The 23,216-nt window shown below is 41.3% G+C and carries 27 protein-coding genes; 22 read left to right on the top strand and 5 right to left on the bottom strand.

The genetic code is table 11. From position 1 onward, the window contains the following. Positions 1 to 17: 17 nt before the first annotated feature. Positions 18 to 1,037, bottom strand: a complete 1,020-nt coding sequence (locus EV142_RS19230; RefSeq protein WP_132037471.1) for a hypothetical protein — start codon at positions 1,035 to 1,037, stop codon at positions 18 to 20. A 197-nt stretch (positions 1,038 to 1,234) separates the two neighbouring features. Between EV142_RS19230 and EV142_RS19225 the strand changes: the two genes are divergently transcribed. From EV142_RS19225 to EV142_RS19185, 9 genes are all read left to right on the top strand, one after another. Further along, on the top strand, positions 1,235 to 1,750 hold the full coding sequence (locus EV142_RS19225) for an RNA polymerase sigma factor (protein ID WP_132037470.1): 516 nt from the start codon (positions 1,235 to 1,237) through the stop codon (positions 1,748 to 1,750). Positions 1,751 to 1,801: 51 nt separating this feature from the next. Continuing rightward, a complete protein-coding gene (locus EV142_RS19220) occupies positions 1,802 to 2,701 on the top strand; it encodes a FecR family protein (RefSeq protein ID WP_132037469.1) in 900 nt (299 codons plus the stop codon). A gap of 105 nt (positions 2,702 to 2,806) precedes the next feature. Continuing rightward, positions 2,807 to 5,236, top strand: a complete 2,430-nt coding sequence (locus EV142_RS19215; protein ID WP_238698774.1) for a TonB-dependent receptor — start codon at positions 2,807 to 2,809, stop codon at positions 5,234 to 5,236. Positions 5,237 to 5,491: 255 nt separating this feature from the next. Beyond that, on the top strand, positions 5,492 to 6,397 hold the full coding sequence (locus tag EV142_RS19210; RefSeq protein ID WP_132037467.1) for a COG4315 family predicted lipoprotein: 906 nt from the start codon (positions 5,492 to 5,494) through the stop codon (positions 6,395 to 6,397). A gap of 118 nt (positions 6,398 to 6,515) precedes the next feature. Then, on the top strand, positions 6,516 to 6,920 hold the full coding sequence (locus tag EV142_RS19205) for an OB-fold protein (RefSeq protein WP_132037466.1): 405 nt from the start codon (positions 6,516 to 6,518) through the stop codon (positions 6,918 to 6,920). Positions 6,921 to 6,928: 8 nt separating this feature from the next. Next, positions 6,929 to 7,771 (top strand): DUF5777 family beta-barrel protein, encoded by an 843-nt coding sequence (locus EV142_RS19200; RefSeq protein WP_132037465.1) that lies wholly within the window; start codon positions 6,929 to 6,931, stop codon positions 7,769 to 7,771. Between the two features lie 161 nt (positions 7,772 to 7,932). After that, positions 7,933 to 8,313 (top strand): cytochrome c family protein, encoded by a 381-nt coding sequence (locus tag EV142_RS19195; RefSeq protein ID WP_132037464.1) that lies wholly within the window; start codon positions 7,933 to 7,935, stop codon positions 8,311 to 8,313. Between the two features lie 4 nt (positions 8,314 to 8,317). Continuing rightward, entirely contained in the window at positions 8,318 to 8,872 is a 555-nt protein-coding gene (locus EV142_RS19190; RefSeq protein ID WP_132037463.1) for a YceI family protein, read from the top strand. 65 nt (positions 8,873 to 8,937) lie between these two features. Beyond that, positions 8,938 to 9,339 carry a hypothetical protein gene (locus EV142_RS19185; RefSeq protein ID WP_132037462.1) on the top strand — a complete coding sequence of 134 codons (402 nt, stop codon included), beginning with the start codon at positions 8,938 to 8,940 and terminating at the stop codon, positions 9,337 to 9,339. Positions 9,340 to 9,374: 35 nt separating this feature from the next. Here EV142_RS19185 and EV142_RS19180 read toward each other — a convergent pair whose 3' ends face one another. Then, complete coding sequence (locus EV142_RS19180; protein ID WP_132037461.1) at positions 9,375 to 10,505, bottom strand: PepSY-associated TM helix domain-containing protein; 1,131 nt, start codon at positions 10,503 to 10,505, stop codon at positions 9,375 to 9,377. A 58-nt stretch (positions 10,506 to 10,563) separates the two neighbouring features. Continuing rightward, positions 10,564 to 12,951, bottom strand: coding sequence for a TonB-dependent siderophore receptor (locus tag EV142_RS19175; RefSeq protein WP_132037460.1), 2,388 nt, complete (start codon positions 12,949 to 12,951; stop codon positions 10,564 to 10,566). 147 nt (positions 12,952 to 13,098) lie between these two features. Between EV142_RS19175 and EV142_RS24090 the strand changes: the two genes are divergently transcribed. The 9 genes from EV142_RS24090 to EV142_RS19135 all read left to right on the top strand — a co-directional run bounded on the left by EV142_RS24090 (position 13,099) and on the right by EV142_RS19135 (position 19,037). Next, positions 13,099 to 13,236, top strand: a complete 138-nt coding sequence (locus EV142_RS24090; RefSeq protein WP_158286344.1) for a hypothetical protein — start codon at positions 13,099 to 13,101, stop codon at positions 13,234 to 13,236. A gap of 85 nt (positions 13,237 to 13,321) precedes the next feature. Further along, a complete protein-coding gene (locus EV142_RS19170; protein WP_132037459.1) occupies positions 13,322 to 14,446 on the top strand; it encodes an NAD(P)/FAD-dependent oxidoreductase in 1,125 nt (374 codons plus the stop codon). Then, positions 14,447 to 15,160 carry a methyltransferase domain-containing protein gene (locus EV142_RS19165; protein ID WP_132037458.1) on the top strand — a complete coding sequence of 238 codons (714 nt, stop codon included), beginning with the start codon at positions 14,447 to 14,449 and terminating at the stop codon, positions 15,158 to 15,160. Next, complete coding sequence (locus EV142_RS19160; protein ID WP_132037457.1) at positions 15,157 to 16,209, top strand: type III polyketide synthase; 1,053 nt, start codon at positions 15,157 to 15,159, stop codon at positions 16,207 to 16,209. Before EV142_RS19165 ends, EV142_RS19160 begins: the two co-directional genes overlap by 4 nt. Positions 16,210 to 16,230: 21 nt before the next feature. Next, the gene (locus tag EV142_RS19155) at positions 16,231 to 16,668 is read left to right on the top strand and encodes a 3-hydroxyacyl-ACP dehydratase FabZ family protein (RefSeq protein ID WP_132037456.1); all 438 of its coding nucleotides are present in this window, start codon (positions 16,231 to 16,233) and stop codon (positions 16,666 to 16,668) included. Further along, complete coding sequence (locus tag EV142_RS19150) at positions 16,665 to 17,939, top strand: beta-ketoacyl-[acyl-carrier-protein] synthase family protein (RefSeq protein ID WP_132037455.1); 1,275 nt, start codon at positions 16,665 to 16,667, stop codon at positions 17,937 to 17,939. The genes EV142_RS19155 and EV142_RS19150 overlap by 4 nt, the downstream gene beginning before the upstream one ends. Before the next feature lie 4 nt (positions 17,940 to 17,943). Further along, a complete protein-coding gene (locus EV142_RS19145) occupies positions 17,944 to 18,198 on the top strand; it encodes an acyl carrier protein (RefSeq protein WP_132037454.1) in 255 nt (84 codons plus the stop codon). Further along, positions 18,195 to 18,698 (top strand): 4'-phosphopantetheinyl transferase family protein, encoded by a 504-nt coding sequence (locus tag EV142_RS19140; RefSeq protein WP_132037453.1) that lies wholly within the window; start codon positions 18,195 to 18,197, stop codon positions 18,696 to 18,698. Before EV142_RS19145 ends, EV142_RS19140 begins: the two co-directional genes overlap by 4 nt. Before the next feature lie 138 nt (positions 18,699 to 18,836). Continuing rightward, positions 18,837 to 19,037 carry a hypothetical protein gene (locus EV142_RS19135; RefSeq protein ID WP_132037452.1) on the top strand — a complete coding sequence of 67 codons (201 nt, stop codon included), beginning with the start codon at positions 18,837 to 18,839 and terminating at the stop codon, positions 19,035 to 19,037. 70 nt (positions 19,038 to 19,107) lie between these two features. Here EV142_RS19135 and EV142_RS19130 read toward each other — a convergent pair whose 3' ends face one another. Beyond that, positions 19,108 to 19,647 (bottom strand): YceI family protein, encoded by a 540-nt coding sequence (locus EV142_RS19130; protein ID WP_132037451.1) that lies wholly within the window; start codon positions 19,645 to 19,647, stop codon positions 19,108 to 19,110. 118 nt (positions 19,648 to 19,765) lie between these two features. On the opposite strand from EV142_RS19130, the gene EV142_RS19125 reads away from it, so the two are divergent. The 4 genes from EV142_RS19125 (at position 19,766) to EV142_RS19115 (ending at position 22,451) form a co-directional block, all read left to right on the top strand. After that, positions 19,766 to 20,107, top strand: a complete 342-nt coding sequence (locus EV142_RS19125; protein WP_132037450.1) for a winged helix-turn-helix transcriptional regulator — start codon at positions 19,766 to 19,768, stop codon at positions 20,105 to 20,107. 297 nt (positions 20,108 to 20,404) lie between these two features. Continuing rightward, on the top strand, positions 20,405 to 20,629 hold the full coding sequence (locus tag EV142_RS19120; RefSeq protein ID WP_132037449.1) for a hypothetical protein: 225 nt from the start codon (positions 20,405 to 20,407) through the stop codon (positions 20,627 to 20,629). Between the two features lie 210 nt (positions 20,630 to 20,839). Then, on the top strand, positions 20,840 to 20,983 hold the full coding sequence (locus tag EV142_RS24085; protein WP_158286343.1) for a hypothetical protein: 144 nt from the start codon (positions 20,840 to 20,842) through the stop codon (positions 20,981 to 20,983). 58 nt (positions 20,984 to 21,041) lie between these two features. Continuing rightward, a complete protein-coding gene (locus EV142_RS19115; RefSeq protein WP_132037448.1) occupies positions 21,042 to 22,451 on the top strand; it encodes an MFS transporter in 1,410 nt (469 codons plus the stop codon). Positions 22,452 to 22,571: 120 nt separating this feature from the next. On the opposite strand, the gene EV142_RS19110 is transcribed toward EV142_RS19115, so the two are convergent. Continuing rightward, positions 22,572 to 23,201 carry a carbonic anhydrase family protein gene (locus EV142_RS19110; protein ID WP_132037447.1) on the bottom strand — a complete coding sequence of 210 codons (630 nt, stop codon included), beginning with the start codon at positions 23,199 to 23,201 and terminating at the stop codon, positions 22,572 to 22,574. Between the last annotated feature and the right edge of the window lie 15 nt (positions 23,202 to 23,216).

Raw genomic sequence — 23,216 nt, 5'->3', positions numbered from 1 at the left:
CTTCTTCCCTATTCTATTTATTTTTTCTCAAAATAAAGATAACTCGTCCCAGTCCCCACATTACGTAATCGGATCAGTGAATTGTTAAACTCAAACAATTTCCAGTTCGTATTCAATTTGGAAAGTTCGGGGGAGCTGAACATCAGCTGTACTTCCCGCACCCCATATTGTACCGTACTTTGCCACTGCCCTGTTTCGGTCACGGCTCCTTTGGTGGCTACTACCGAGTAGTCATTTTTAAAAACAAACGAATAACCACTATAAGAAGCCGTTTTATCGGAATCGGCAAAATAATACGGAATTTCCCAGGAACCGCTGGTCAGAGTTGCGGTGAAATCGAGCGGTGTAATGTTGTTTTCGGGGCAGTAATCGATCGCATATTTGATGGCGTTTTCGAAGTCGAGATTGTTGGTAATCGATTTTGTCTGATTGTTGTAATCGGTAACCGAGATCGGGTATTGCAGGGCGATGTACTGGCTGGCGTTCAGGTTTTTGATAAAATTAAAAAAGGCCTGATCGCTGGCAATCGACACCGAACCGGCAATCTGATTGGCGCTGTTATAGGTATTGATCGTAATCGGATAGTTGATGTTGAGTCCGTTGATTTTAGACAACAGGTCCGGGTACATGTTCCAATAATCGATTAGGTCCTTAAAATCCGTTTCGTTCGGGATCACTTTCTGGATGTAGTTGTAGTACACCATGGTGACCGGAAAAGTGATCCTAACAATATCATCATCGTAATTGTTCGCTTTGATATTGTCGACTACTTTTTGATAATCGGCAGTGGTGTTAACGGCAATGGTGGCACTATTGACCGTCACGGTATACGGGAGTTTTATGGTACAGTACGTAGAGCCGTCAATGACATTGTCCTGCACGGTGGGTACCATGGCCACCCTTTGCAGATAGGTCGTAAGCGGAGACGTACTGGTAACGGTTCCCTGTACATAATCGTTCTGCTCTTCTGAATCGCTCTGACAGCCAAACAAGAACAGTACAAGGACAATGGATAGATATTTTTGGAAAGGCAACATAGTGATATTTTTACAAATGTAATAAAATTTAAGAAACTGTTTTTTAATAAATTCGTCTTCAAAGGTTTCTGTCCCCTGGTGTGTACTAATTTATCAAAAGGGAATAGTATTTATACTCCTATAGAACAATCTTATTTGCTTTTACCCTACTTATACTAAAAACAAATACTTTTGCAGCATACCAATTGAAAATTGAAATGCCAGATCAAAACCAATCCAACACTTGTGATGAAATTGTTTTTTCGTCTTTCTTTAAAAGTCACGTCAAAGCGCTTCGGAATTTTCTTTTTTATAAATTTGGCAATAGCGACCAGGCCGAAGATGTCACCCAGGAAGCTTTTGTAAAGCTCTGGCAAAACTGTGCCTCGGTACCGCTGGAAAAGGCGAAGTCGTATCTGTACACCATTGCCAACAACAGCAGCCTGAATGCCATTGCCCACCAGAAAGTGGTTTTGCGCTATGAAAAAGACTTTACCGGCCTCGATAAAACCAATGAAAACCCCGAATACCTGCTGGAGGAAAAACAGTTTCAGGCTAAACTCCTGAAAGCGATTGAAAACCTGAACGAAAAACAGCGCGTTGCTTTTCTGATGCACCGGATTGACGGAAAAAAATACAGTGAAATAGCCCTGGAGCTCAACCTTAGCGTCAAGGCCGTAGAAAAACGCATTCACCTGGCTTTGTTAAGCCTGCGTAAAGAAATTGATTTATAAAAAAGTAGGGTAAATTGAATTCTAATTGTTTTAATGATATAATACAGTACAATGAAAAAGAATCGCTTATTGGCCCAATGGCTGAACAATGATTTAACACCTGAGGAACTGGCGGAATTTGAAGCCAGTCCCGATTTTGAAAAATATAAAAAGATAAAACACTATACCGATCACCTGGAGGTAGCGGACTGGGATGAAAACGCGATGTTGTCGAACATCCTGCAACAGCCCAAAGTGACTCCGAAAGTAGTTCCTTTATATCAAAAATGGGCGTTTCGTGCCGCGGCTATTTTTGTGCTGGCGCTTGGCATTACCTTTGCGCTGAAAATGCTGGTACAGCAGACGGAGACGGCCGGTTTTGGCGAAAAAACTATTTTTTCGTTACCGGATCATTCTGAGGTAGTACTGAATTCAGGTTCTGAAATACAGTATAAAAAATGGAACTGGGACAACAACAGGCATCTGGAACTTAAAGGAGAAGCCTATTTTAAAGTTGCGAAAGGCCGACGCTTTGAGGTGCAGACGAATCTGGGGAAAGTAACGGTTTTAGGAACGCAGTTTAACGTGAAGGCCCGTAAAAACAGCTTTGATATCGTTTGTTACGAAGGACGTGTTAAGGTCAATTACGGCAATACCCAAATTCTATTGACACACGGACAGGGGGTACGTTTTGAAAACGGAAAACAGCTTAATAGAAAAATACAAACCTCGCAGCCGGAATGGATGGACAACGAGATTAGTTTTTATCAGGAAAACATCAAAAGCCTTTTAGACGAAGTACAAAGGCAATACAACATTACTATCGAATTAAACACCAAAGATACAACGGCCTTGTTTACCGGGAAATTACCCGCCCATGACCTGGAGGTAGCCTTGCAGATTATTAGTACCACCTATCATTTAGAGGCCCGAAAAGTCTCCAACCATAAAATAATTTTTGACGAAAAATAAATGTTGCTCCCCAAACAATTTCATTTTTTGTTTCTCTTCTTTTTCCTTGTCCTGCCCCTATCTGCGCAGGACAAGGGAAAAGTCATGCCGTTTAAAAAAATCCTCGTGGCTATTGAAAAACAGCATCAGGTTAGTTTTAACTATACCGAGGATATTATTGCGGGGCTGCAATGCAATCCGCCCAAAAGATCGCTTTCGTTAGCACAGAAACTGCAGTTCCTGTCCCAAAAAACGCAGTTGTCTTTTGAGAATATTGGCAACCGGTTTATTAATATTTATAAAAAAGAAAATAGGACTCCCCTGATCTGTGGCTATGTTTTTGGGGCTACGGATCATAAGCCGATTGAAAACGCCAATATCAGCTTACCCGATCATACACAGATTGCCACGGATTTTAACGGATATTTTGAGTTGGAACAAGGGCCTGCCACCCTATTTTTGATTAGTCATGTGGGATTTATCACCCAGAGAATCACGACGGATCATTTGGACACTGCTAATTGTCTTCAGATCGTAATGGCACCTGAAATTACGCAGCTCGAAGAAATCAAAGCGAGTGCGGTGCTGGCTTCGGGAATTTCCAAAAACACCGATGGCGCCTTTGAAATTAAACCCAAGAAGTTCGGAATCCTGCCGGGACTTATTGAACCCGATGCTTTGCAGACCATGCAGCAGATTCCGGGCGTGAACAGTCTTGACGAAAGTGTTTCGAGCATCAACGTGCGCGGCGGTACACACGATCAGAATTTGTTTTTGTGGAACGGGATCCGCATGTTTCAGACCGGACATTTTTTTGGTCTGATCTCGGTTTTTAATCCCAATCTGGCACATACGATTTCGATTTATAAAAACGGAAGTTCGGCTTTTTACGGGGAAAGTGTTTCGAGTGTCGTGGCGATTTCTTCGACTCCGGAAACCGCGGAAAAAAATTCCTTTAGTGCCGGAATCAATATGATCAATGCCGATGTGTACGCGAAGTACAATCTCTCGAAAAAGAGCTTTATTGAAATATCTGCCCGTAAATCGATTACTGATTTTGTCGAAACCCCTACGTATAAGGAATATTTTAATAAAGTATTTCAAAACACGACCATCACTGATTTTGCCCAAAACCAGAATGTCGATTACCAAAGTGATAAAAAATTCGGTTTCTATGATGCTACCCTGAAATATGTCCAAAAAATAGGTACTAAAGACCAGATTGTACTGGATTTAATTACGATCAAAGACAATCTGGAAGTTTTTCAGAGTGCGACCGTTTACGACATCAACCGATCGGAAAACAATGTGTTACGCCAGCAAAACTATGGCGGGAATTTGTCCTGGAAAAGAAACTGGAATGCCTTTAATACGACTAAAATTAATATCTACAACTCTGCGTATGAACTTTTGGGCAACCAGAAAACGACTAATGCTAATCAGGTCGTGCTTCAGGAAAACACGGTGAACAATAATGGACTTACTATAGAGAACAACCATACGCTTACGGCTAAATGGAGTTTTAACAACGGGTATCAGTTTAACGAAATGGGGATTACCAATTTAGAGCAGGTCACGAATCCTGATTTCTATCGCAGGGTCAAAGACGTGCTGCGAACCCATGCCTTAATTCTGGAAGGGAAATACAACGACACCCTTTCGAGAATCTATCTGAAGGCCGGAGTCCGTATGAATTATATTGAAAAATTTAAAAAATACAGTGTAGAACCGCGACTGCAACTGGGTTATGGCATCAGTAAAAGTGTCAATGTAGAATTGCTGGGGGAACTGAAAAGTCAAAACTCCCAACAGATTATTGATTTGCAGAAAGATTATTTCGGCATTGAAAAAAGGCGCTGGATCATCTCCAATAACACCAACATTCCTATTCAGAGAAGTAAACAGCTCTCTTTAAATGTCTTCTACAAAGAGAACGACTGGCTGCTGGGTATGGAAAATTTTTATAAAAAAGTAAACGGCATCACCACTTCGAGCCAGGGTTTTCAGAACCAGCTGGAGTTTGTGCGAACCACAGGCGATTATGAAGTATTGGGAACGGAAATCCTGATTCAGAAAAAAATAAACCATTTTCTGACGTGGCTCAGTTATACCTACAATAAAAACAATTATCATTTTCCGGATTATGAATACCCGAGTTTTCCCAACAACTTTGAGTTAACTCATACGTTATCCTGGGCTGCCATTTACGAGAAAAACAATTTCAAGATTGCTTTGGGCACCAAATGGTCTTCGGGCAGGCCCAAAACTTCTCCTGATGTTTCGCAAATAGACCTTTCAGATCCGGTACTGATCTACAACAAACCAAACAATACCAACCTGCATATCTTTTCGCAGGTAAATATCTCTTCTACATACAAGTGGGAAACCGACAATGGCATTCAGTACAAAGTAGGCCTCTCGATCCTGAATATCCTGAACCGCAAAAACGAAATCAGCGAATATTACCGCATCAGTTCCCTAACGAATTCTATCGAGGAAGTGGAAACTTTCGCCCTGCAAAGAACTCCAAATGTGAGTTTCAGAATTTCCTTATAAGCTTGTATTTCAATCTTTTGTAAAGCTTTACTTCCCTTTTTTTACTTTTTTTTTAATAAAATATCAATTCTTTGGTAGGGTAATCTGCGTCAAGGCTGTTTTAGTATTAGTTGTGAGTTCTTAGTCCTTAGTTATGAGTTATGAGTTTTGAGTTTGACCGGGACTGATCCCGATAGCTATCGGGAGAGACTGAAAACTAAAAACTAAAGACTAAGGACTAACAACCGTTAAAAAATCAATTAAAATTTAAAACCCATGAAATCAAAACAAATTACATTCGCATTCGTTGCTCTTATCGCAACAGCCTTTTTTGCAAGCTGCAGCAGTGACAGTGATACTCCTACCACTACGCCGCCTGTGGTCGAAGCCAAAAAAGAAATTAGTCTTTCTACCAGTGCTACTTTAGGTGCTTACCTTTCGGATAAGGACGGAAGGTCTTTGTATTTTTTCGCCACAGATGCGAACGGAAAACCTTCCTGTACCGGAGGATGTGAAGCGGTATGGCCTGCTTTTAATGTGGATAACCTAACTGCCGACAAATTAGGTGCCGGACTTACCTTAGCTGATTTTGGAACGGTTACTACTGCTTCTGCCAAAAAACAATTGACGTATAAAGGCTGGCCATTGTATTACTATGCACCACTTTCTTCGGGTGACGGGTATGGCGGTGCCGGAACGAATGTACCGGAAGCGGCCGGAAAAACAACCGGTGACGGAGTTGGCGGGGTTTGGTTTATTGCCAAACCGGATTATTCTGTCCTGTTGGTCAGAAGCCAGCTGGTAGGACATGATGGTAAAAACTACAAATCTGATTACACGGTTGGAGATGGTGTAACGACCTACTTTACCGATGCGAAAGGGATCACCCTGTATACCTTCAAAAATGATAATTTTAAGAAAAACAATTTTACAAAGTCCGATTTCTCCAACAATGCGGTTTGGCCTATCTACGAGACCGACAAAATTGTAGTTCCTTCTACTCTCGACAAAACCAAATTTTCTGTGATTACCGTATTTGGTAAATCGCAACTGGTGTACAACGGCTGGCCTTTGTATTATTTTGGACAGGATGCCAGCGTAAGAGGTGCCAACAAAGGCATCAGTTTCCCTGCTCCGGGCGTTTGGCCCGTACCGGTAAAAGATTCGCCGCTCGCGATCTAAGCACCCGAATTTCCAATAAACACTATAGCACTGCTCTCTATTTCAAATTAGTCCCCTGAAAACCGGACTAATTTGAAATAAACAGAGCCTTACTGCTACCTGAAATTAAAACAAAAATATGAAAAGAAAAAGAACAGCCTTTGTACTTGCGGCTTTACTGATCGTGGCTGCTGCGGGTATTTATTTTTATTACGGGTTTCTTTTTAAGGGAGCGCGTGATATCGCCTCAGAAAAAGCGGATTTCAATATCACCGCAACAAAATTACTGGAAGCGTATAATGAAGATCCCAAAAAGGCAGATGTCCTGTATCTCAATAAAACCATTGAAATCACCGGTGCAGTAACCAAAGAAACCGATTCTGTAATCACACTTGAAAATACTGTTTTTTGTCTGTTTACCCAGAAAATAAAAGAGAAACATCTCGATCATAAGGTAAGCGTTAAAGGCAAATGTATTGGATATGACGAGCTGTTTCAGGAAGTTAAATTAGACCAGTGTACCCTTAATCAACCCCACAATTAAAACGTATTATGAAGAAATTTTTAGTCCCAATCTGCCTTTTTCTGGCCACTATGGCCTATTCGCAGGATGATCTGCTGAAGGACCTGGATTCTACTCAGGTAGAAGACAGCTATTCGACCGCTACTTTTAAAGCCTTACAGCTGGTTACTTTACAGACCACCAAAATGGCTGCCAAAAAAGAATTCTATTTTGTAGTCTCGCACCGTTTCGGTACTGTGAAAGACGGTTTTGACAGTTTTTTCGGCCTTGATAACGCTACTACCAAACTGGGTGGTATTTACGGCGTTACCGATTGGTTGTCCGTAAGCCTTTCCAGACATACGCTGAACAAAATGTACGAGACCGGGGTAAAATACCGAATGGCCAGACAGGATGCCAGTTTCCCGGTAGATATTGTCGGGTACAGTGTGGCGGATATCAATACTTTTTTAGAAGAAGATCAGTATCCGGGCTTGGAATTCAAACATCGCATGACGTATGTGCAGCAGTTGCTGGTATCGCGAAAAGTGAGTGAAAAACTATCGTTAGAGTTAGTGCCCTCTTTTATTCATAGAAACCTGTACAATCCGGCCATCGAAAACGACAATCAGTTTTCTTTTGGAGGAGGCGGCCGTTATAAAATCACCAAAAGATTATCGGTGAATTTAGAGTACATGCACAACTTTGACACGCCTGACTTTTACAAAAATCCATTGTCCGTAGGCCTGGATGTCGAAACCGGAGGACATGTCTTTCAGCTGATCTTTACCAATTCACAATCGATGAGTGAGAGCGGGTATCTTACCAATGCTACCGGTGACTGGGGTAAAGGGGATTTCTTCTTTGGATTTAACTTGTACAGGGTGTTTTAAGAAGAATTAGATAATTGGATAATTTGATAATGTGATAATTTGAGAATGTGGGAATTTGAAAATGAGAGATTTACAAATGCCTAACACTTAACATCTAACCCCAAACAAATAACTCATAACACATAATTCATAACTCATAACCTAAATAAAAAACAACAACTATGAAAAAACTAATAGCCCTTACCCTACTTATGGCCGCATTTGCAAGCTGTAGTGATTCTGATACGTATCAGGATATTGAAACGCCACCGACAACAGGAACTCCAAATCCGGATCCTGTAGCTGTCAGCAGTTATACTAAAAATGCAAAATCAATTATTGATGCCAATTGTATCGGCTGTCACCAAAGTGGAAGGTCTGCGGCTTTCAGGCCTCTGACTACTTATGCGGAGGTTAAAGCGGCAGTTGAAAACGGTGGTTTATTGAACCGAATTCAGTTGCAGACCGGACAGCAGGGCATCATGCCTCAGGCAGGAAGAATGTCTCAGGCCAATATTGATGTGATTGTAAAATGGAATACGGACGGACTTAAAGAAAACTAGGATCATGAAAAAATCAATTATTCATTTCTTCGTATTGGTGTTGCTTATTACGGTAAGTACAGACGCATGGGCGCAAAAGCTGATCACCAAAACGGGGAATATCAAATTTCAGGCTTCTACACCTTCCAATGAAGAAGTGGCTGCCGAAAATAAAAGTGTCTCTGCGGTTTTAGAGCCCTCTACCGGGGATTTCGCGGCTTTGGTCCTGATCAAAGGTTTTCGGTTTAAGGTGGCTTTAATGGAGGAACATTTTAATGAAAATTATATGGAATCTGAAAAGTTTTCAAAAGCCACTTTAAAAGGTAAAATGGAAGATTTTGATCTTTCGAAAGTGACCAGTACGGCTAAAAATTTTACTTTAAAAGGAGACCTTACGCTTCACGGCGTAACCAAACCGATAACCGTAACGGTAAAAGTTTCGAAAGCAGCCAACGGTGTTATGGCGATGGGTTCTTTTGAGGTGAAACCGGAAGATTATGGTATCGAAATACCCAACCTGGTACGAAAAAAAATTGCGGATAAAATAAAAGTTAATTACAATTTTTTACTGGTTAAATAAATAGTGCCCTGAGGTCAGTTGATCCCGACTGACCTCTTTTTTTACGAATCCTAAACTAAAATGAAATGATCTGCAAAAATTATGTTGTTTCGGGAGAAGATGTCAATGACTTTATGGTTATGGAAACCAGTGCGTACCTTTCCTATACGCTTCGCCTATTGTATCGTTTTTTATTTGCCAACGGATTTTCAAAAGAGCGGCTCCATGCCTTGCAGCTGGGTCTGCAGGAAAGAAAGGATATATTGGTTTCGTATCAGGACCTGATGTTTACCGAACCTTTTTTTGTGGAAATGAAACAGTGTTGTATCGGCGACAAAATCACGGTTGAAAGTTACTTTTTCAACTCCAGAAACGAATGCTGTGCGGCAGTGACCAAAGAAGTCGAATGGTTTGACCCTGTTCGCAGCAAAGTAATCGCAGCACCCAAACACATCCTGCGCCATTTTAATGCGATTAACAGAGCGTAAGCCCGAACTACAACTTTACTTTATAAAAAGTTCTTTTAAGTTATTTCTGAAAGAACAGCAGTCCTGCCCTTTCCTTTTTTTCCTTTTGCTTTTTTTCCTTTTTTCCACCAGATGATAAATCCGGTTACCGGAAGAGAGGCGCCAATCAGGCTGACCAGACTCCACAGTATTTTTCCGGCCAGTCCGAAGAAAGTGCCTGTATGCAGGTCATGATTGCTCGCTTCGTATACATCTGCGGCATTGTTGTCTTTGTACAATTTGGTCCGTAACAGCTGCCCGGTTTTTCCATCAAAAAAGAGAACATTCTGATTTCTGGCACTTGCCCAGGTATTGGGATAAATCATTCTTACCCTAAGCTCTCCGGTTTTTCGAACCGAAAAACTTATGGACGCTGCTCCCGGATATTGGGCGTTTACCGTTTCATAGATTGTATTGTACCGAACGGGAACGGTCGTGGAATCTATTTTGGTGGTGTTTACAGCCTCTGTTCCTTTATTTAAAGGCGCTCCGGTAACGAAACTCACGGCTTTTTTGGCGGTTTCGAACTTAAAATAAAGTCCGGAAAAAGCGATCAGCAGCAGCACGAAAGCCGCATAAAATCCTAAAACCTGGTGCAGGTCATAGTTGACCCTTTTAAACGAACCGCCCCATTTTATTTGGAGCGACTGTTTCAGCTGACGGATTTGATTCGGAAACCATAAGATCAATCCGGTGATAAGCATGATCATAAAAATTACCACGGACCAGCCCTGAATAAATTCCCCAACGTCTCCTAATAAAAGGGTACGGTGTATTTCTAAAACCGTATTGAGCCAGTCTGCTCCTTTTTCATTGACCAGACTTCCGTCGTAGGGATTGAAGTAGTAGGTCTTTTTCTTTTTGGTGGAAAGCTGAACCGTTGCGTTAGCTTCCTCCTTATTGACTTTAAAAGCCGTTATTTTCTGTTTGGGCTCGAGGTGCCGGTAGTTTGCCATTATAGCAGCAAGCCCTATAAAAGGTTTTTGCTGAACAGGTACATGCAGGTATTCCTGTTGTGTCGCCTCCCGGATCTCTTCTTCAAAAACAGACAAAAATCCGGTTATACTAACGATAAAAACAATAAGGCCCGATGCTAAACCGAGCCATAAATGTATTTGTCGTACTGCTTTTTTAAATCCTTTTGTCATACTGTATCGTAAAGTCCAAATATAGAGAATCTGCTTTTAAAATGATGGACCCGATTGCCTAGAATTTTATGGTAATATTACCCGTCACTCTTGTCGGATTTTGCGCCGCTAAACGGTACGACCAGTATTTTTCGTTGGTCAGGTTATCGACTTTCAACCCCAATCTGTATTTTGGCCTGTCGTAGAAAACGGAAGCATCAAGAACAGTATACGAAGGAATACTAAACTTAAAGTTTGCGGTGTTGGTCTGGTAATATTCACTTCCGTAAATTCCTCCAAAACCGACTCCCAATCCCGAAAGCGATCCTTCCGCCAGACGGTAACTGGCCCAAAGGTTGGCGGTTCTTGGCGAACCTGCCGTGGTGGGGCGTAATCCGTTGATCGTCGCGTTGGCTTTGGTATATTTACTGTCATTATAGGTATAGCCTGCCACGATATTTAAACCGCGTATCGGGTTGGCAATCAGTTCGGCTTCCAGTCCTTTACTGAGCTGCGTACCGTCCTGAAGCTGAAAGTTGGCGTTATCCGGATCATCACGGGTGATGTTCGTGACCTGGATATCGTAATAACTTAAAGTCGCGCTGATTTTATTAAAGTCAAACTTCACTCCTCCTTCTACCTGATTTGCCTGATTGGGTTTGAATGTATTTCCGTTAAAATCCGATCCGCCCACATTATTGAATCCGTTCATGTAATTGGCAAATACGGATACCTTTTCTTTTACAAGCTGATAGACGGCCCCGAATCTTGGCGAAAATGCTGTCTGATTGTAACTTCCTACCAGAGAGTCACGGCTTGGGTAATAGACGCCTTTATTGATATAACGGTCTACCCTTACTCCCGCCATTACAATTAATTTATCCGTAACATTCAATACGTCGGACACATACGCACTGTACGTTCTCTCGTTATTGGAGACATAATTACTGAATTTAACATTCTCCGGTAAAAACAAAGGATCTATTTTAACGGCAGTGAAATTATTGTACGCATCCCCCGGTTTTCTATAGTCGAGCGGTTTCATGTTTACGGTCGCATCATTACGGGTGGCACGAAGGCTGTAAAAATCGAAACCGGCCACAACGCGGTTACGTAGTTTTCCTATTTTGAAATCACCGTTGAAGTTTTGCTGGATATCGGTTCCGTAATACGGATTATCCTGTTTGGTAACCGCCTGTCTCAGGGTTGTATTGCTCAAAGCGGTTAAAGCGACCGTATAGCCTTCTGCTGAAGACCGGGTACGTGATACAATAGTCTGCGACGTCCATGCGTCTGATATTTTATACTTTAACTGGGCAAATATATTGTATTGCTGTCCGGTATAATTTACGGTATTGTTGGCGAAAGAAAGTTTGTACGGAATTCCCATTTCGGTGATACTTTTGGCTGTCGCATCTTTTCCGGTATAAGGTGCCAGTCGGGTTGGCGAAGTTCCTTTTGAGGTGCTGAATTCTGCATCAATCAATAAAGTCAGTCTTTCGTTTACGGCATACGAGAAACTTGGTGCTATAAAAAAGCTTTTATTAAATCCGGCATCCTGAAAACTTCTCTCACTATGCAAAGCGGTATTGATTCTGAAAAGTGCCGTTTTGTCTTCGTTAAGCGGTGTATTAATATCGGCAGTAAAACGGTTTAGATCCCAGTCAGCCGCTGAATAGGAAACCTCGCCCTTAAAGAAATCAAAAGGTTTTTTGGTTACCCTGTTAAACAAACCTCCGAAAGAAGAAATGGTACTTCCGAACAACGTAGCCGATGGCCCTTTAATGACTTCAATGCGCTCCAGATTCGCCGGATCTATTGCATTGTACGTAAAACTTCCTACTCCGTTTCTGACCAGTTGCGGCGTGGCAAAACCTCTCGAAATATTGGTGGTTCTTCCCTGATTCCGAACTTCGGCAATACCGGCTCCAGGAACGTTTTTAAACGCACTGTTGTAATCGGTTATGACCTGCTCTTTCATCAGTTCCTTGCTTACGATGGTGTATACCTGAGGGTTTTCCATGTTTTTGAGTTTCATCTTAGAAACTTCTTCGCTTTCTTTTCTGGCAAATCGGTTTCCTCCGGAACTTACAATGACTTCCTCTAATTTCTGTGAGGTATAAAGAAGCTCAAAATCCAATTGGACAGCCGTATTATTTTGATCGATTACTACGGAAGCGGGAGATGAATCATAGCCATTCATAACTACTTCGACTATATAAGTCCCAAACGGAATATTTTTCAATTCATAAGAACCGTCCGCATCCGTGATGGCTGTTTTATTCAGCTCATCAATTTTGACCTTTGAACCTTGTACAGAATTTCCGTCTTTTACATTTACCTTCCCTGAGATTGTTCCGGTATTGGATTGCGAAAAAGCGGTAAAAGACCCCAAAAGAAGGAGTAGAATGGACAGTACTATTTTAGCTAAAACAGTATTTATAAGCGTATTACTATTTATTTTCATGTGAACTATAATCGTTATTTTTATTTAGAATCATTACAAATATAAAATAAAGTTAATTTCTGCAAAATAAAAACGGCAAAATCACGCACAAAAAGATACCGTTTTAAAGTTGCATGAAGAGACACCTATTCGTTTAATCTCTTTTGAATGGCAGTACCAAATTGTATAACATTTAAGGGGAATACTATAAGCCTTTTTACCGATGAAAATCTAAATTTAAACTTGCCTGAGATTATAAAAGAAGCCTGGTGGATTCAAGAAACTGATCCGACACCTGAAATCTAAAAAATACCGCTTTTTTTATACCTTTTGGCTTGAAAAAAAGGTACAATCTGTATTCTGTTACTAGATTTATATCTAACTTGCTTATATGAAAACAAACACGGATGTACTGATCATTGGCGGCGGACTGGCAGGTCTGGCAAGTGCGATTCATTTGTCCGGACAGGGAATGCAGGTAACACTGGTTGAAAAATCCGGCTATCCCCGACATAAGGTTTGCGGCGAATATATTTCTAATGAAATTCTACCGTATTTAATATGGCTTGGTGCAGCCGTTTCTGAATTGCATCCTACCGCTATTTCCCAATTTGAGTTCACGACAACAAACGGCAGAAGTGCAAAAGCCCGGCTTCCGTTGGGCGGTTTTGGTGTGAGCCGCTATGCCCTGGATCATTTTCTCTTTGAAAAAGCGATAGCCAATGGCTGCCAGATCCTGCAGGAAACGGTTACCGGTATTGCTTTCGATCAGGACGTATTCAGTGTCAGCACCTCCCATCAGACGTTAACCTCCAAAATTGTATTGGGCGCTTATGGCAAACGCTCGAATATCGATCAGGTTTTAGCACGGGATTTTATTCATAAAAAGTCGTCGTGGCTGGCTGTTAAAGCCCATTATTCGGGTGATTTCCCTGATGATCTGGTGGCTTTGCACAACTTTAACGGCGGTTATTGCGGCGTTTCCAAAGTAGAGCACAACCGGATCAATATTTGTTATCTGGCCGATTATGCGACTTTCAAACGATATAAAAATATAGAAGAGTACCAAAATCAGGTCCTGTATCAAAACAAAAACCTTAAAACAGTTTTTGAAAACAGCACGCTTCTTTTTGAAAAACCCATCACCATCAGTCAGATATCATTTGACCCCAAACAACCGGTAGAACAGCATGTTCTCATGATCGGCGATACAGCCGGTCTGATCCATCCGTTATGCGGCAACGGGATGGCCATTGCTTTACACAGTGCTAAAATAGCAGCCGAACTGGTACTGGATTTTCAAAACGGAAGGATTTCACGTGACCTTTTAGAAAAGACTTATACCCAAAGATGGAAAACGCATTTTGGCAGACGGATGCTGATGGGACGCCTGCTCGCCAAAATATTAAGCCGGAAAAAACTGGCCGCTATTCTTATTTCGATCGTTGCCTCCTTACCCGGCCTGTTGCCGCTTATTATTAAACAAACACACGGTAAACCCATAGTAATCGATTAAATGACGATAAACACCCAATACAGAACACAGGAAACCGAGATCATGGATGATTTTTCGCTTACGGGCGAGGAATTACGATCTGCGCTTGATCAGATTGCCCGTATCAACCGGTTGTTAGGCGGTAATCAACTGACGCTGCAAGCTACCAGACAATTGTTGAACCAACCTATTGGTACTGAACCCATCGTCATAGCCGATATAGGCTGCGGTAACGGTGATATGCTGCGAATGCTGGCGGATTACGGCGCTGCCCATGATCTTAATTTTAAACTGATAGGCATTGATGCCAATGCATTTACGATCAATTATGCCGAATCATTATCGAGCCGGTTTTCGAATATTGAATATATATGTATAGATATTTTTAGTGAGGAATTCAAATCGCTGCAATACGATATTGTGCTGTGTACGCTGACCCTGCACCATTTTACAAATGAGCAGATCCTGTCTATAATGCGTATCTTTAATACCAATGCGACAATTGGCACTGTAATAAATGATTTGCATCGCAGTGCACTGGCATATCGCCTTTTTGAATTGATTGGCTTTGTTTTCCGGCTGAATAAAATGTCGCGGGAAGATGGCCAGGTCTCCATATTAAGAGGTTTTAAAAAAAACGAACTGGAAGAATTTTCTAAAAAACTGAATTTAAAAAACTATACCATAAACTGGAAATGGGCTTTCCGCTACCAATTGATAATCGCTAAAAGATGAGTGTAAAAATAACAACAGTTGCCAAGCAGCTACCCCAGTATTCCCGTACCACAGCAGAGATTCTTCCTTTTCTGGATGAATGGCTCGCCGGACAGGACGAGCGTTTTATCAAAAAAGTAAAAAAGATATTTGAAGCGGCGGCCGTAGACAAACGCTATTCTGTCATGGACCCCGTCGAGGTCTTTACAGCTACTTCCTTTGAAGATAAAAACGATATTTACAGCCGTGAAGTGATTATTTTGGGCGAACAGGTGCTCGAAAAAGCACTTCGCAACGCCAACTGGGAGCCCGAAACACTGGATTATATTATTACGGTGAGCTGCACCGGAATTATGATTCCTTCGCTGGATGCGTACCTGATCAACAAAATGAAACTGAGGCAGGACATTGTGCGCCTGCCCGTTACCGAAATGGGCTGTGCCGCAGGAATATCGGGTATTATCTATGCCAAAAACTTCCTGAAGGCCAATCCCGGAAAACGTGCTGCCGTTATAGCGGTAGAATCGCCAACGGCCACTTTTCAGCTCGATGATTTTTCGATGCCCAATATTGTTAGTGCGGCTATTTTTGGCGATGGCGCTGCCTGTTGCCTGTTATCCTCTTATAAAGAGGATGCTGGTCCTGAGATTATCGATGAGGAGATGTATCATTTTTATGATGCTGAACATATGATGGGTTTTAAAGTGACGAACAACGGACTGCAGATGGTACTGGATATTGAAGTTCCGGATACGATTGCGTCCCACTTCAGCGACATTATCCATCCGTTTTTACAGAAAAACAATTTAGAAATCAAGGATCTCGACCATATGATCTTTCATCCGGGCGGAAAAAAAATTGTGACCACGGTGGAGGCTTTGTTCTCGGGATTAGGAAAAAATATTGATGCTACCAAAGAAGTACTGAAACAATACGGCAATATGTCGAGCGCAACGGTGCTGTATGTTCTCGAAAGTATTATGGAGGATCAGCCAAAAGCCGGAGAAAAAGGACTGATGCTCAGTTTTGGTCCGGGATTTTCGGCACAACGTGTTTTATTACAATGGTAAGTACTGTTTAAAAAAAGAACCATGGAACTACAAAATATTATAGCGCAGCTGCCCTACACCCCACCTTTTTTGTTTGTGGATGAACTGCTTCACGTCGATGAAAACGGCATTAGCGGAACCTATACTTTTCAGGAAGATCTTGCTTTTTATAAAGGGCATTTTAAGGATAATCCGGTCACCCCGGGGGTGATCCTAACGGAAACGATGGCACAGATCGGGATGGTTTGCCTGGGTATTTATTTACTGGGAAATGAATTGAAAAAAGATACCGTAGTCGCTTTTACCTCGGCGGATATGCAATTTTTAAAACCCGTATATCCCAATGAAAAAGTAACGGTGAGTTCAAAGAAACTATTTTTCCGGTTTGGGAAACTGAAGTGTGAAGCGATTATGAAAAACGAAGCCGGACAAGAAGTCTGCAAAGGCACCATTGCCGGCATGATTACTACAAAACTATGAAAAAGCGCGTTGTGATAACAGGTCTTGGAGTCGTCGCTCCCAACGGAGTTGGCATTGCGGCGTTTACCCATGCGTTAAAAAACGGAATTTCAGGTATACGTCATGATGCGCAATTACAGGAGCTGCAGTTTTCCTGCCAGATTGCCGGACAGCCCCAGATTTCGGAGGAACTTAAAGCGCAGTATTTTACAGAACTGGAACTCCGCGGTTTTAACAGCACCGGTATTTTATACGGGGTTATTGCGGGTATGGAAGCCTGGAAAAATGCCGGATTACCGATAGAAAAAAACGAAGAACCCGATTGGGACAGCGGAACTATTTTTGGATCCGGTACCTCGGGAATTGACAAATTTCGCGAAAGCATTTATAAAATAGACGATTTGCAGACACGCAGGCTGGGCAGTACGGTTGTCGCCCAAACCATGAACAGTGGCGTAAGCGCTTATCTGGGCGGTAAACTCGGATTGGGGAATCAGGTTACGACCAATTCTTCTGCCTGTTCTACCGGCACGGAAGCGATTATACTGGCGTACGACCGCATCCAATCCGGACAGGCAAAACGGGTGCTGGCGGGCAGTACCGGAGACAGCGGACCTTATATCTGGGCCGGATTTGATGCTTTGCGCGTCTGCAGTTCCAAATACAATGATAACCCTGAAGACGGTTCGCGTCCTATGAGTGCCTCAGCGGCAGGTTTTGTCCCGGGCAGCGGTGCCGGAGCCTTAGTTGTGGAGGAACTGGACAGTGCTTTGGAACGCGGTGCTACCATTTATGCCGAAATACTGGGCGGTCATGTCAACTCCGGCGGACAGCGCGGCAGCGGCAGTATGACAGCACCCAACAGTACGGCCGTACAAAAATGTATTACGAACGCTCTGCACAATGCCGGAATCTCGGCGAATGAGGTGGATGCCATCAACGGCCATCTTACCGCCACCACAAAAGACAGTCTGGAAATCGAGAACTGGACAAAAGCCCTGGGACGAAAGGGTACTGATTTTCCGTACATCAATTCCTTAAAAAGCCTGACGGGGCATTGCCTGAGCGCCGCAGGAAGTATTGAAAGCGTTGCCACGGTGCTGCAGCTTCATGAAGGTTTTATCTTTGGCAATACCAATTGTGCCGATCTTCATCCTGAAATTACTTCTCTTATTGATGCCTCGAAAATTCCATTGCAAACCTTAGAAAAAAGCGCTGCTATCATTGCCAAAGCGAGTTTTGGTTTTGGCGATGTAAATGCCTGCCTCCTCTTTAAAAAATTTCAAAAATAATACTATGAACAAACAAGAACTTATACTGAAACTAAAAGCGATCATCAAGCCCTACACGACCAATACGGAAGCTTTTGACAACCTTACGGAAGAGACTGATTTTATCAACGATCTGAATATCAACTCTGCCAATCTGGTCGATATTGTGCTGGATATCGAAGAAACTTTTGATGTGGTTATTGACAATGTCGATATGGAACGCATGCTGGATGTAAAAACCGCCGTAGCAATTATTGAAACCAAACTGGCCGCAAAATGATCGGTAATGATGTGATCGATCTCATACAAACCCGCCAGGAAAGCAACTGGCAGCGTAAAGGTTTTTTAGAGAAACTTTTTACCGCTGAAGAACAGTCACTTATCGCTCAGCAGCTAAATCCGGAAAGGATGGTGTGGGTATTTTGGAGCATGAAAGAGGCCGCCTATAAAATTTATAACCGACAGACCAGAATAAGGGCGTATATGCCTCTAAAGCTGGTCTGCAGTTTAGATTCGGAAAGTAGTGACTGCATTTCCGGAAAAGTGAGCTGCTGCGGAAATCTGTATTTTACCCAAACGATTTTTACTCCAGATTGCCTTCATACCATAGCTGTTACTACTCCCCATCAGTGGAGCACTGTAACGGAAATTGAAAAAAAGAACATTGAGAAAGACGAATATGGTATTCCGTTTTTATTCTCTCCCCTATCTCCAAATGGACAGGCTGTTTCTATTAGCCATCATGGCCGTTTTGAAAAAGTAGTTTGCCTTTCTGCTTAAACGGAACAGCAATTCTACATGAGGTTCGGGTTTACGTAAGCTTCCTGACAGTGGTATTTTATAACTTTAATAAAGGATTATATAACCCTGCTGTCCTGGCATTTAAGTAATTTTAGTACAACTTTAAAATGTACTATTATGAAAACAAATAATCAAAATCCGGATACTACTAAGAACAACACTGAGAATCGAAATGACAGAAATGACATGAGAAAACATCAGTATAAAGATCATGATGAAGTGCTGACCAACGATGAAAATTATGATGTGGACACACATAAATTTAAAGGGGAAGCACCTGATTTCGATGATCAGCTGGACAATGAAGAAAAAAAATAAAAATAAAACCCCTTCCATCTTAAAAGCAGATGGAAGGGGTTTTAAAGATTTAGCTTCTTTATGGGAAGGCTTATTCCACTACCTGACCCACCTGGATATTGGCAATAAGCTTAATGTCTTCACTTAATCCCAAACCGCCTGAATCCGTAATTTTATTCCAGGTCATTCCAAATTCTTTTCGGTTTACGATTCCGGTTACCTCAAATCCATGTTTTAGATTGCCCTGCCCATCCTTTTCAGAACCGCCATATGCTACATGTAGTTCAATAGGTCTCGTTACCCCTTTCAAAGTCAGATTACCCGTCATTTTATAAGTACTGTCCCCACTGTTTACAAAAGACGTCGATTCAAAATTGATTTGCGGATAGGCCGGCGCATCAAAAAAGTCACCGTTTTGTAAATGCTCATCCCGTTGCGGCTGATTGGTATCAATACTTTTTACATCCAGTACGATAGCCACTTTTGCATTGGTAAAATCAGTTCCTTCCGTAATGATATTCCCTTCAAATTTTTTGAAGGAACCGGTTACGGTAGAAATTACCAAATGCCTGATTTTAAAAAAAACTTCGGAGTGCAATGGGTCTATTGCCCATATTGTTGAATTTGACATATTTATTTTTTTACTGTTATTACAAGACCAAAATTACCTAAGTTTGCTATACAAAATATAGTAGTTACCTTTGAGTAAGTAGTTACCTTCAGGTGAGTTTACTTTAAATCAGATCATTATGAGTCAAAAAGATGAAGTCTGCCAACATCGGTTACTGGTTGCCAGGGATACTTTAGAAGTTATTCAGGGAAAATGGCGCTTACCCATTATTATTTCCTTAACGCATGGCAACAAACGCTTTGGGGAAATCCAGAGAGATATTTCAGATATTTCACCCAAAATGCTGTCGCAGGAACTCAAAGCTTTAGAAACCAATAAAATCATTGCCCGTACGCTCTACGACAGCATGCCGGTAACGGTGGAATATTCGCTAACGCCTTTAGGTTTGACGATGAAAAAATTGCTGGACGAGATTCTAAACTGGGGGGTTCTTTTTAGAAAAGAAATTCTGGAAAAATAGCAGGTTACTTGCAATTTCAGATTAGTTATAGCCTAATGCCGCTCGAATCAGCGTATTTAGAAACCAAAAACTGTTCTTAATAAAACGCTCCTTAAAAAGTAATGTTTCAAGTCGCGGTATTTGGTATTTAACAGCTTTGAACAGAAGCTATTTTATAAAGTACAATTGTAAGCAGCTGATAATTAAATAACTATTCCTGAAAATTATATAACAATTTGATTACCTGTAATTCTACTTTAGCCAAACTTTAGACCTTGCACTAACTATCAATTAATCTCTTTACTAAAAATTGAAATCATGAACACTGCAAACCCAACAAACTCAGGAAGCTATACAGAATTACAAAAAGGGGAACACCTTTATTGTGCCTACAGAACGATCAAAGAACAATTATTAAATTGGGGTGAAGATCCAAAATATCCCGAAAACGAACTCTCGCATGATTTTAACAAGCATTTGAGTGAGGAAGATGATCTCGATAATGTTGATTCTTATGGAGATTTCGAACAAAAAGAATCCTGAACAGGATATAATTGATACATAATAAGAAGAGCATTTTTAATACTCTTTTGTAAAAACCGTCAGTGAGAACTGATGGTTTTTCTATTGATCCCGCTTTCCTTCCTTTATAATCACAACTAACTGTTAATATTATAAGTACTGACCATCAATGTTATAAGGCAGGCGCTATCTTAGTGGCTCTATTTGTAATTTAACTGTAAAAATATAATCATGACTTCTTCCCATCACAAAAATAATGTTTCCAGTGCCCGAACTTCAGATAAAAAAACGGAAGCAAAGTCGACCTCTTCCAGACACAATGAAAAAGCCTCTGTTGAAGTAAAAAAATCAATATTGATGAAAAATAAGTTCTAAAACTTTAAAATCTTATTTAATTTTATAGGCGTTACTAAACGTTACTTCCATAAAAGATATGAGTACAACTGCTTCCGAACAAAACAGTGCGACTACCAAAAAAATACTACCGATTATCCTGGCTACTTCCATCTTCATGCAGATGCTTGACTCCACCATTCTCAATACGTCGATAACTTCGATTGCAAGAGATTTAAGGGAGTCTCCGCTGGAAATGCAGAATGCCATTATTAGTTATGTTTTGACGCTGGCCCTTTTTATGCCTGTCAGCGGTTTTTTGTCGGATAAATTCGGAACTAAAAAAGTATTTATTTTTGCTTTATTTTTATTTAGCCTGGGATCCTTGTTTTGTTCGCTTTCCCAAAATCTTACCCATTTGGTTTTCGCCCGTGTGCTGCAGGGAATCGGCGGAAGTTTAATGACGCCCGTTGGAAAACTGGCACTGATCCGGACATTTCCTAAAAAAGAGCTCCTGAAAGCCATGAATTTCGCCATTATTCCTGCCTTGATTGGCCCGGTATTGGGTCCTTTGGTCGGAGGTTATATGGTGGACTATTTATCCTGGCACTGGATTTTTCTCATCAATATCCCTTTTGGAATTATAGGTATTCTCATGAGCCTGAAGTACATGCCTGATTACAAATCGCCCCTAATTGATTTCGATTTAAAGGGTTTCCTGATTTTTGCAGCAGCCTCACTCCTTTTGTCCGTGGCCCTGGAATTATTCGGCAACACTGTTCGGGTATCAGCCGTTTTAGCCCTTTTTATGTCGGGCTTTTTAATGCTGTACTGGTACTACCGCCATGCGGTGACGGACAATAATCCTCTTTTTCCTTTGAATTTATTTCAGGTGCGAACCTTTCGCGTGGGCATCATTGGAAATCTGGCTACCCGATTGGGGTTTAGTTCCATTCCGTTACTGCTCCCGATGATGATTCAGATTGCGTACGGAAAGTCGGCTGTTACCTCGGGATGGATTGTTGCTCCGATGGCACTAACGGCCATGTTTGGGAAATCGGCTGTAATCGGCATCTTAAACACTTTTGGGTACCGAAAAACTTTAATGGTCAACACCTTTATTATTGGTGCCCTGATTTGCGCTCTGGCCATTCCGTCTATACATACTTCGATTTATTGGTATGTTCCGATTATCGCGGTATTGGGTTTCTTTAACTCTATACAGTTTACGTCCATGAATTCCATTTCTATTGCCGATTTACGTGTATACCACACCAGCAGCGGCAACTCACTGGTTTCTGTAAATCAGCAGCTGGCTATTGGTTTTGGTATCGCTTTCGGACTGTTGGTGCTGAAAATTTTTCAGGGCGATGTAAAACTCATTCACCATGAAATTCACAATGCTTTTCGTTATACCTTTTTAGTGGTTGGTTTTTTAACCATTTTATCCGGCTTCGTTTTCAGAAGACTGCATTTTAAAGATGGTGACAATCTGAAATCTTCGGTTTAAAAATGATCGGTGAAACGCTGTGAAAAAATATAGTTTTACTATGTATGTAAAATGATAAACCTCCAAAATCAAATGACTTTGAAGGTTTTCTATGTTTGCTTCTTTTTTTACAAACAAAATTTACAGTTCCGTATAAAATGTTACTTCCCCTGTTGTAATGTCATGGGTACCTCCAACAATGCCAATTTCTCCGTTTTGAATCATTTCTTTCAGGATTGGACTGCGTTCCATTATTGATTTTACGGTGCGCTTCACATTTATTACGGATACATTTTCCACAAAAACAGGATTGCCTGAATTACGGTTTTCTTTGGTTTCAGTCTCATCGTCTACAGCCGGTCTTATTTTTGTTAGCAGTGCTGTAAGATTCCCCATTTCAACATGATCGCAAGCGCCTTTTACAGCTCCGCATTTCGTGTGTCCTAATACTACGATAATTTTTGAACCCGCCACTTTACAGCCAAATTCCATACTGCCTAAAATGTCTTCATTGATAATATTTCCGGCAATACGCACACTAAAAACGTCACCAAGTCCCTGGTCAAATATTAATTCTGCAGAGGTTCTGCTGTCAATACAACTCAGGATTACAGCAAAAGGATGCTGCCCGTCTGACGTTTCATTGGCCTGCTGTAAAAGATTACGATTTATTTTCAGGTTGCTCACAAACCTTTGGTTTCCCTCCTTTAATAATTCTAAAGCTTTGGAAGGCGTAATAGCAGCTTGCATTTCTTTTGTTAATGTTTTCATTTTTTATTGATTTTA

Source organism: Flavobacterium circumlabens, from assembly GCF_004345565.1.
Taxonomy (GTDB): Bacteria; Bacteroidota; Bacteroidia; order Flavobacteriales; family Flavobacteriaceae; genus Flavobacterium; species Flavobacterium circumlabens.
The sequence above is the reverse complement of the archived record's forward strand: the minus strand, read 5'-3'. Positions and strand labels throughout refer to the sequence as shown.